Below are 9,990 nucleotides of genomic sequence, written 5' to 3'. Positions count from 1 at the left end.
CGTGGAACAACAACAGTCATTTGTACAGCAATAGATGCTGCTGGTAATACCAGCACTTGTTCATTCCACGTGACTATTATTATAGACCCGTGCCGTTTTTTTAGTTGTAGACGACGGAGATAAATACTTCTAATGAAACCATGAGACTGTTTGTAGACCTAGCAGTCTCAATTACATATTTTCCTAGCTATCATCTGACCAAATTTCCCGAGAAGTGACATTATTGTCACTTCTTTTTTTAATTTGTAACCATAATCGAAGGCTAATATTTCCTATCCCTTGTAAAATATAAAAAAAGATAAGGAGGATTTCTAGAAAATGAAAGCATTAAAGATAATCATTGGAATGTTGGTTGTTGCAGCTATAATTGCATTTTCTATGACTTTTTTTGTTAAGAACGAACTTGCAGATATGTTAAACCCTTTTATTCCTCATAAGGATGTTTTCGTAAAGATTGATCAGTCTGGAAAAAAAATGAATCAATCAACCTATGAATATGCCTTAGAAGGAATTAATGAAAACGGCAAAAACATAAAGATTACTTTCACTGCCAGCAAACAATTACGGGAAGGCGCCTACTTGAAACTAGATACGAAAAGAACTTATGTGAAATCTTGGGAAGAGGTGCAACTGAATGATATCCCTGCCGTTGTTAAAAAAAAGCTCAAATAAAATATATGGATTTTATAGATGAAGCAGTGATAGTATTTCACTGCTCTTTTACATTCACAAAATATATCAGAGAAAGGTTTAATCCTTCTATACGACCGAAATCTATTCTGCCGGCTTCACAAATATCCATATTATTCAGTTATAACAATTTGTATGAGCCTAAAATTTTATAGACAATGTCCCAGAACTTTCCACTTGAATACAGTAATAAAGAGTATTTTAAGGAGGTAAGTAAATGGAGCACAATTATGCACGCCCTCAGCAACAACTTCTTGCATGGCATGAAACAATGGAAGTTCATGAATTAGTTGCTTTTCAATCCATAGGTCTTATGACGTTAAAAAAAGCTTATCGTGAAATTACTGATCCCGAATTGAAAAAGTTATACAGACAAGCAATGAATGGGCTCAGTAAAAATATAAGCGAACTTCTGCGTTTTTATCCTATGGCACCAAAGCCGGATAGGTACAATGGAAATCGCAATGATCATTTACCATTTTATTCAGGAGATTTATTAGGGTTAGCAAAAACTTCTGTTAGAAACTATGCTATTGCCATTACAGAAACAGCAACACCTGCTCTAAGAAATGTTCTGACCCAGCAGCTGCTGCGAGCTATTGACACTCATGCTAACATTTATAAATATATGTATGAAAAGGGCTACTATCCTTCATATAACTTAAATAAATTACTTAAAAACGATGTGAATATTGCTAACAAAGCTCTTTCAGAGCCAATTTAGATTTCGCATATGCCAATAATTATTCATTGATACCCTCCTACTCATCTGCTTCAGAGCCATAAAGGCTCTTTTTTTCTATTTAAGTATTTCCTGCATTCTATTGGGTATATCTTTGCAGCCATTTCCCCAGCATATCTAATAATTCCTTGTCCATCGGCTGATTTACCTGCATTTTATATTCTTTCAATAATCCTAGCATGGTGTGCTGTCCTTCATACTTGCGGAAAATATGATTCATATTAGGAATCATATGCCACTCAGCTTCGCCTTTCACCATTTCAGCCATTAATTTAGCATGTTCTGGAGGTACTTGAATATCTTTTTCACCAGTTATGGCCAAAACCGGGCATGTCACTTCCTTTAAATAATCACAGACATTATAAGCGTAAATCTCCCGCACCCATTTGGCATTTAGCTTAACCCCCTTTATTCTCATTACTGCTTTATCAGAATGAATCATCTTATTAAGGATTTTGCTGTTTTGCTTTCTTGCTTTTTCTGTAACCTTCAACGTTCTTATAAGCCAGCCCTTAAGTCCTGTTTTCCGATTCAACTCAGCGTATGCCAGTTCATTTTGCCTAGGCAGCAGCTCTTTAGATGGTTCAGCTGCCCCAGCAAGTAGAATAAGTCCGGAAACCGGGATTTTTTTAAACACAGCAGGAGCAATGAGCGCTCCTTCACTATGACCTAAGACTATGATTTTATTATGATCTACTTTCGGATGAGATTGTAAAAATTTTATACATTCTACAGCATCGTCAATTAAATCAGTTAGCCCTGTTTCAAGGAAGTTTCCTCCGCTTTTAGAGGTTCCTCTTTTATCATAGCGTAAAGTCACAAACCCTTTTAATGTAAAAAAATCTGCTAGATCCTTATATATATTCATCTTCATTTTTTTGAGGTTCCCATCACGATCTCCTTTGCCAGATCCTGAAATGATTAAAATGGCAGGAAATGCAGGACTGGAATCGCCAGGGATTGTTAAAGTTCCGCTTAAAGGATAAGTCGCTTGGATTACTACTTCATCACTCTTATTCATGTTTTAACTCGCCTTCCTTTTTGGGGATCGTAATTGTTGAGATGATTCTCTTTGTTCTATTAGATGCAGGAGTATTTTGCATATATTTTTCATACACTCTTCGTAAATCTTTTATATAATCAAGGAACTCTGTATCTGAAAGGTGTAAGGCAACTTGTCTATAACCAACCCCATCTCGAAGAAAATCTATATCACCTTTATCAAGATATGCCTCAAAGTCAGAAGTTACTTGTGCAGTATAGAATAGAAAATACTGCAAATGTTCTTCTTTAGTCATTTCTTTTAAGTCATCGTTTGTCATGTTTACTGCAGGTACATTTAATGAATAAACCTTTTCAACTGCACCGCGAATTTGATTTTCTTCCGTTACGATTAAAACCTCTGCCTTCACTAGTGTATCTAATTGCCTATATAAAGAAGCTTGAGGAACATCCTTCAATTCCTTTGCGACCTTTTTTGCGGTTTTACTCAATCCATCCAGGAACACTTGGATAATTTTGAAACGCACTGGGTGCATGATAATTTCTACCTTATTCATAAACGACTCACCCCTTTTATTATCACTATATATAATATTATCAATATTGATAATAAAAACAATCATTATATTTCCTATTTTTTGATTGGTTGCCAGATAAATAAAATGCGATTGCTCATTGATCAGCAAGCGCATCATCTCGCGTATCTATTTTTTGTATGCTATATCCTTAAACTAAACTATTCGTGCTGCCTACAAATAATCCAGGCTATTGAAAATTAAGATGATTCCAACGATACAAACAATCCATGAAAGCGCAGATCCTGAATGCTCCGCAATTTTCAGCCTTATCTTTTCAAGAGGCTTTTGCATTTTCTTACCTATCATAAGGTAGAGTAGAAATAAAATGAGTGGTGGCAGAACCATGATAAAATTGTATCCTACTAAAATGGCAGCCCATTCCACCCATGATAGACTCGATGTAGTCATGATGCCAATAGCTGCAAAATAGGGAAATGCGGTTCCTACTTCGATTATGGAAGTAGTGAAGCCTAATGCAACCATTGAAAAAATACTTTTAGACTTAGGTGTAGGCAGCTCTGAATTTTTCTTTGTTGGTATAAAAAAACTGACAATGAATAATATCGCTCCAACAATGAATACCGTCCAGCTTACGATACGATTTTGAATAATGCCAGATAATGCATCGAACAAAAAGTCCAAGCCTAGCATAAGTAAGACACCAACAGCAAAATAGAATCCGGCTACCGTTATTAAATAAATGAATAAGCGCTGTGTTAACTTCCACTTATCCGTTAAAAGCAAATATACGGTTACCCCCAATGTTGCTGGACTTAACGTATCTAATAGCGCTAATCCCCCTATTAGAAGAAGCAATTCTGCATTCACCCATTTGTCCTCCTTATTCCCTTATGGCTATACCTTTCTTTAAATAAATGGCATATGCCTGTTCCAAAAACTTAAGTACATCTTCATCGATTGGGTATAATCCGAATTTCTCAGATTGTTCTGATGACATCCTTACCTTCCAAAGCTTACTTAAAAATTCATCCTCTCCATCAAATTCCTCTATACGCTTTTCATCCATTCTTCTAATGATGTTTTGAACTTTTGATGCTTCCGGACCATTCTTCATATAACGTTTTAACTGGCCTAATAGCGCAATCCATTCTAATGCATCAGAGTTTTCACTTGTCATACTAGGAACCTTTTCCAATAACTCCTTGTTTTTTCCTTTAAATAAAGATTCACGAAAAGATTTCTGACTTTCCTTATCATTACTAGAAAGGCGCATGATTTTATAAATGGCTTGCCATTCATCGTCCCCCTCTATTGCAATTCCATGGATCATTTCTATTAATGCGCGTTCTGTTTTCTTTAAATTTTCTTGTTCATTTTTAACATAAGACAATTGTCTCTTTAAACTTTTCGACCAATCCCAATCAGGGGAAGCAAGCATATTCTTAATTTCATCCAAAGTAAATCCTACTTTTTTAAGAAATTGAACCTGCTGAAGTTTTTTTATTTCTTCATTGGTATATAAACGATGACCGCCTTCTGTTTTGGATGCTGGTCTTATTAAGCCAATTTCATCGTAGTAACGGAGTGTTCTCACTGTAACACCTGTCAGATCTCTAACTTTATTAATGTGAATCAACGAGTATCACCCTCTGCATTGTTTTAAAAATGATCAACAGAACTATATTTTGTACAATTCGATTTTTATTTATCTTTAGAAAAAAAACTTTGAAGCAAATAGCCTGCACCTAGTCCTACTAATACACCCGGAAAGGGCTGATCAATTATTAGCCCTATTCCTGCACCTAGAATTACACAGCCATAAATAATTATATCGTTTTTCTTCATTTAAAAACCTCCACGTCTTTTATATTTCCATTCACGAAACGAATGCAACTTATTAGTTACTTAAACAAGTATATAAAATGACGCAGCGTAACTTTCAAGTCTTAAATGATCATTTATAAATTTTCTAAATATACCTTGTAATTGACGTCGCGTAATGTTTTATCATATATCCAATGAATGGAGTGATAGGAAATGAGAAAAATCTATTTGAAAATATTTCTTCTACTTTCAAGCATTTTGTTAAGTGCCTGTATGGGCGAAAAAGAAAGAGAAGATCTTCAAGTAGCTTCACTTAAGAATATTGATACCATACTAATTGATTATGGCAGTACAAATGTCAATGTAGTTTCAGCCGATATAAATCATTTGGAAGTTTCTATGTTATTACAAGATAAGGGGCCGAGTATGCTAATAGATAAGGAGAAAGATAAAGTAACCATTCAACAGAAAAAGAAGCTCATCCGATTATTTAAGATCGGTAAAAAGCCTCAATTGGAAGTTCGTATCCCTATTGAATTTACAGGGGAAATCATACTTTATGGTTCTTCAGGGGACGTTTTAGGAGAAAATTTGCAAACTCACAACATTCGAGTAATTGGAAGCAGCGGCAAGGTAGAACTCGATTTTCTTCCATTTAAAAGTAATATCGACATTAAAACAACAAGTGGGAATATACATGTTGTTTTAAATGAGGATCAACCTGATGCCACACTATATCTTAAATCCAGCAGCGGCATACATACGGTCGGTTTTGCATTGGAAAATGTTCGACAAAGTAGGAAAGAAACTCGCGGAACAACTGGGAACGCAAATTATGAGATTAAGTTAGAAACCTCATCTGGAAATATCTCTATAGATTAAGCAGGAAACAAAAATGATGCAATTGAATATAGGTAAAAAATCTATTAAGTCATATTTTACTGCACACAAAAAGAACCTATTTTGAATAAATTAATCAAAATAGGTTCTTTTACATATATTTTGAATATAGATTGAATAAATTTTATCATAATTAGGCGTCCATCTTCACAAACTCGACTCCGAGCGTACCCTAAAACCCACTTTAAAATGATTATGAAAGAGAATATTGTTTCATTATATCCCATAATCCCCCCCCGGAAAACGAATCATTTACTGGACTTACTAGTTAATTAATTTCATACTCTCTCTTAAACCCAGTAATTTCTATAGAAAAGCGTTTCTAATTTTTGTTGAAACACATCAAGAGATTTACTTGATCGTGTCAAAAAGCTCTACATCTACTTTTTCTGTTTCCTTCCAATTATAAAACCTTTCTATATGCCATGTATGTTTTAATCTTGTATAGTTGTTCTTTTCAATCCATTTATGTAAAAGATCATATGTATCCATAATTTTATAATTAGGACCCGAATGTCTCGCAACGGCATATCTTTGCGGTGGGACTGTTATTGTGACCATATCAGCTGGAATATCCTCAAACGCTTTTACTTCAACACCAACCCAGTACCCATCTTCTTCAGCCGTTTCATTTTCTACAAAAAAGGCACCGAGTTGCTGTAATGGATTTACTACATGTTTAATTTCACTCATCCGTTTGCTTACACGTATTGATGCTTTAGGTATTTCAATTACATACTGGTCACCAGCACACAAAACGCGAAACCCTACTAGCTTTAATTCATCAAGCTCTTTAATAGTCATATTTTGCATGGTTATTTCCGACATTTTCATTCCTCCTTCACTTCCGATATTTTACATTTTCTACAGATGAAACTTGAATACCTTCTTTTTATAAAAGTTTGGTTCCACTTGCTAAAAAAATTGACCCCGCCACCTCACTTTAATAGAATTTCACCATGGGATAACGGTCAATTCTGGCCACTTCTTATGCCATTTAATCGCTTTATTATCATAGATTTCGCGTGTGATCATGCACTTATTAGGTCTAACTATCATAGAGAACAAGTCATCCAGATCGAATGGTGCATAAATATTGAATGAATCATTTGGCTCTTTTCTAATCCCTAATGAAGTAGCTGTAGTCGGCCAACTATTTATCGCGTCTTCGAGTGATACATACGGTTGAATTGAAAAACCAAACTTTTTCTCATACCACAGATGAACCCGTGCCTGATTTTTCACATCTAAATGAAAGGGACAATCTCCTATTTTATCTACCAAGTATTCAGTAAGTTTTTGTTCACTTGCTTTGCTTAAATCTTCCTTATCAAAATACACTACATCCACATCTGAAATTCCATAGGTGAGAGGATATCCAGATAAATAATTCCAAATCGTGTTTGTAATACACCCAGCACCGATGTAATAATTATAAGGTAATTTTGAATCCTTAAGTGTCTCGATTACCCTCATCACTTGGTAACTGCTCCTTATAATATTCATTAGGTCCTCCTCTTTTTTGTTCACGGAAATCCCTCCTTCATCATTCACAAATTTCAAACAGTTCTTATTGGACAATATAAATCTATAATCTTATCAATAAATAAATTAGTCAAAAAAACCTTCTTTAACCAATACGGTCAAGAAGGTTCTGATATTATTTTACTTCCACAATGACTGCACTACTTGTGTCACTTTCGTTATGGAGGCGGTCAAGAGATGTAATAACATATGTATATTTTTTATTAGCTTCTGCTGTTTTATCAAGAAACATTTGTTGTTCTCCATTTTTTCGAAGTGTTTTTATTAAATTAGCTGAGCCTTCAATACTTTCTTCCTCTAATCGATAAATCGCATAGTATGCTGTATCCTTATTTAAAGGATTGTCCTCAATGGTTAGCTCAATGCCATTTATTGTACGTGCAGCATGTAAAAGATTTGGCTGCTGCAGTGATACATGATCAAGCCAAGGCATTGTTGGGATTAATGCTGGCTGCTTATAAAGATCATTTGTTAAGCGATCTTTGATACCAAGTGGATTTCGATTTAAATCCTTCAGACTAAAATGCATGCTGCCCATAACTGCATCAAATTGTCGATTTAGCTGTATTTGTTTAGGGTATTCCTCAGCCTTTTTCCATGCTGAGCTTGAATCATTTTTAATTTTATAAGCTGCTTGTCCAATATATAGATGAACTGGTTTTCCGCTCGTCTCCTTCATCCACCAATCTAGTAATATATCATATGCGGCAGGCTTAAAACCAATATTCCAATAGATTTGCGGAGTAATATAATCAATATACCCTTTGCGTATCCACTCTCTTGTATCAGCATATAAATCATCATAATTGCTCAGCCCTGCGGTAGTTTTTGAACCTGTTGGATCTTTGGCAATGTTTCGCCATACTCCGAATGGGCTTATTCCAAATTTCACATAAGGTTTTTCTTTTTTAATTGCCTTATTTAAGTCTCGAACTAACTGATTCACATTATCCCTGCGCCAATCCGCTACTGTTTTAAACTTGCCTTTGCCATATTTTTTAAACTCAGCTGTATCAGGAAATTCTTTTCCTTTTACCTTATAAGGATAAAAGTAGTCATCCATATGAACACCATCAATATCATAGTTCTTGACAACCTCAAGAACTCCATCAATAATAAATTTCTTAACTTCAGGTAGTCCGGGGTTATAATAGAGCTTGCCTCCATATGATTCAACCCAATTTTGATGTTTTCTAGCTGGGTGATCAGCAGATAAACGTTTGATATTTGTGTGATTCATGGAAATTCTGTATGGGTTGAACCAAGCATGAAATTCCAGATTGCGCTTATGTGCCTCATCAATCATAAAGGCAAGGGGATCATAACCTGGATTTTTCCCTTGTGTCCCTGTTAAATATTCAGACCACGGACCAAATTTTGAAGGATAAAATGCATCAGCTGTTGGTTTCACTTGAACAATAACTGCATTCATCCCCATTTTTTCGGCGTCATCTAATAGTTTTGTAAACTCTTGTTTTTGTTTTGTTATAGAAAGCCCCTTTTTGGATGGCCAATCAATATTCGTTACGGAAGCAATCCAAACAGCTCGAAGTTCTCTATTTTTGTATGTAGTTAATGTTTCTGCCTGTCCACCTCTAGGAAATTGTAGTATCGTTGTCCCCATTAAAACAAGAATTAGCGAAACCATTAGTGTCTTTTTTACTATCTTCATCCTTCATCCTCCCCGTATAGTAGCAACCCTATGCCTCTCTAATTTTCACAAGGATTGGAAGAATAGTCAAATATTATATAAAAAAGAATTGTGGTGATCACTTGAATCGATGGTTGTGAAACCTTTTGTCTCTTTTTTACGTAATACAAGAAATTAGAAATAGGAGTGTTGTTTATGTATGAATACAGGTTTGTTGATATTGCTGTTGGAACGTTTAGTGAAAATCCGAAAGAAGATTACCATGAAATTATTCATGATCATGCACGCAAAGGGTGGAGGCTTCACCAAATCCTGACCCCGCCTTTTGCCTCAGGGGGACAAGCAATTACCATGGAATTAATATTCGAAAGGAAACTAGCATAAGTAATAGCGGGCTTTGAGCCTGCTATATTTTTTATTTGCGGCCAATCATTTCGAAGCTTTTCCTTCTGCTAAACCAGTCGGCAATTAAATACAAAACAGTAAGAATCAAAAAAGAATAGGTATAGGCCCAGTCGACCTTTTTATATAAGTCCAACATGGACATAATTGGCATACCTACAAAAGCACCGAATGCTCCAAACAAGAGTGCCTTAATAAATGGATTCACGTGTGGTTTATATTGAAGTAAAAACATTATCGTTACCGGGATTACTGAATATCTAAAGGAATAGCTTATTGTAGGTAACGGGATTACTTTAACTGGATACGTCCATTTGCCATAATCTACTCCTATTCCATCTAAGTTTGTCGATAAAATCATTATTATAAATCCAACAAATAGAAGTCGGGCAGAGCTTTCCCTATTTCTGAATATTGCCCATAGAACCCATGGTACAATTAACATCGATAACGCTACCCACCAGCTCCAAGAGAATAGGAAAGCATTAATCGTTGCATCAACAATTAATTCATTTGCATGGACAATTATTTTATTTGCTTTTTCAACTTGGTTTAATCCCTCTTGAAATGTCATTCTCCACACACCCTTTTTATTCCTTAATACTTACCCCTTAATATTTGACTTGATGTTTTTTTTATTCTTGTTCTTGCGTGTTAAATGACAATCGTTTCTTCAATCCGCTACTTATTCATTT

Annotated in this window: 14 protein-coding genes; 5 read left to right on the top strand and 9 right to left on the bottom strand. The window is 35.1% G+C overall.

The genetic code is table 11. The features are described 5' to 3' along the window. The 3 genes from RUH74_RS24170 to RUH74_RS14960 form a co-directional block, all read left to right on the top strand. Positions 1-123 (top strand): HYR domain-containing protein (locus RUH74_RS24170; RefSeq protein WP_396230052.1); only part of this gene is annotated, 123 nt, incomplete at its 5' end. 195 nt (positions 124-318) lie between these two features. Beyond that, positions 319-672 carry a YxeA family protein gene (locus RUH74_RS14965; RefSeq protein WP_313801333.1) on the top strand — a complete coding sequence of 118 codons (354 nt, stop codon included), beginning with the start codon at positions 319-321 and terminating at the stop codon, positions 670-672. A gap of 235 nt (positions 673-907) precedes the next feature. Further along, positions 908-1,414: a spore coat protein gene (locus RUH74_RS14960; protein ID WP_313801331.1), complete on the top strand. Its 507-nt coding sequence runs from the start codon at positions 908-910 to the stop codon at positions 1,412-1,414. A 97-nt stretch (positions 1,415-1,511) separates the two neighbouring features. Here the strand turns inward: RUH74_RS14960 and RUH74_RS14955 are convergent, their stop codons facing one another. The 5 genes from RUH74_RS14955 to RUH74_RS14935 form a co-directional block, all read right to left on the bottom strand. Further along, positions 1,512-2,453: an alpha/beta hydrolase family protein gene (locus tag RUH74_RS14955; protein ID WP_313801329.1), complete on the bottom strand. Its 942-nt coding sequence runs from the start codon at positions 2,451-2,453 to the stop codon at positions 1,512-1,514. Then, a complete protein-coding gene (locus RUH74_RS14950) occupies positions 2,446-2,991 on the bottom strand; it encodes a helix-turn-helix domain-containing protein (protein ID WP_313801327.1) in 546 nt (181 codons plus the stop codon). The genes RUH74_RS14955 and RUH74_RS14950 overlap by 8 nt, the downstream gene beginning before the upstream one ends. 192 nt (positions 2,992-3,183) lie before the next feature. Then, the gene (locus RUH74_RS14945; protein WP_313801325.1) at positions 3,184-3,840 is read right to left on the bottom strand and encodes a GAP family protein; all 657 of its coding nucleotides are present in this window, start codon (positions 3,838-3,840) and stop codon (positions 3,184-3,186) included. A 13-nt stretch (positions 3,841-3,853) separates the two neighbouring features. Continuing rightward, on the bottom strand, positions 3,854-4,609 hold the full coding sequence (locus RUH74_RS14940) for a MerR family transcriptional regulator (RefSeq protein WP_313801323.1): 756 nt from the start codon (positions 4,607-4,609) through the stop codon (positions 3,854-3,856). 65 nt (positions 4,610-4,674) lie between these two features. Beyond that, entirely contained in the window at positions 4,675-4,818 is a 144-nt protein-coding gene (locus RUH74_RS14935) for a hypothetical protein (protein WP_313801321.1), read from the bottom strand. A gap of 192 nt (positions 4,819-5,010) precedes the next feature. Between RUH74_RS14935 and RUH74_RS14930 the strand changes: the two genes are divergently transcribed. Further along, positions 5,011-5,679, top strand: a complete 669-nt coding sequence (locus RUH74_RS14930) for a DUF4097 family beta strand repeat-containing protein (protein WP_313801319.1) — start codon at positions 5,011-5,013, stop codon at positions 5,677-5,679. Positions 5,680-6,048: 369 nt separating this feature from the next. Here RUH74_RS14930 and RUH74_RS14925 read toward each other — a convergent pair whose 3' ends face one another. From RUH74_RS14925 to RUH74_RS14915, 3 genes are all read right to left on the bottom strand, one after another. Continuing rightward, positions 6,049-6,525 carry a GyrI-like domain-containing protein gene (locus RUH74_RS14925; RefSeq protein WP_313801317.1) on the bottom strand — a complete coding sequence of 159 codons (477 nt, stop codon included), beginning with the start codon at positions 6,523-6,525 and terminating at the stop codon, positions 6,049-6,051. 126 nt (positions 6,526-6,651) lie between these two features. Beyond that, the gene (locus RUH74_RS14920; RefSeq protein ID WP_313801315.1) at positions 6,652-7,227 is read right to left on the bottom strand and encodes a nucleotidyltransferase family protein; all 576 of its coding nucleotides are present in this window, start codon (positions 7,225-7,227) and stop codon (positions 6,652-6,654) included. A 130-nt stretch (positions 7,228-7,357) separates the two neighbouring features. Next, positions 7,358-8,914: a glycoside hydrolase family 10-like protein gene (locus tag RUH74_RS14915; RefSeq protein ID WP_396230049.1), complete on the bottom strand. Its 1,557-nt coding sequence runs from the start codon at positions 8,912-8,914 to the stop codon at positions 7,358-7,360. Positions 8,915-9,088: 174 nt separating this feature from the next. On the opposite strand from RUH74_RS14915, the gene RUH74_RS14910 reads away from it, so the two are divergent. Beyond that, positions 9,089-9,277 (top strand): DUF4177 domain-containing protein, encoded by a 189-nt coding sequence (locus RUH74_RS14910; RefSeq protein WP_313801313.1) that lies wholly within the window; start codon positions 9,089-9,091, stop codon positions 9,275-9,277. Positions 9,278-9,308: 31 nt separating this feature from the next. Here the strand turns inward: RUH74_RS14910 and RUH74_RS14905 are convergent, their stop codons facing one another. Further along, positions 9,309-9,869, bottom strand: a complete 561-nt coding sequence (locus RUH74_RS14905) for a CBO0543 family protein (protein ID WP_313801311.1) — start codon at positions 9,867-9,869, stop codon at positions 9,309-9,311. Positions 9,870-9,990: the final 121 nt, after the last annotated feature.

It is taken from the genome of Cytobacillus sp. (genome assembly GCF_032154635.1).
Taxonomy (GTDB): domain Bacteria; phylum Bacillota; class Bacilli; order Bacillales; family Cytobacillaceae; genus Cytobacillus.
This window is presented reverse-complemented; position numbering and strand designations above follow the sequence as displayed.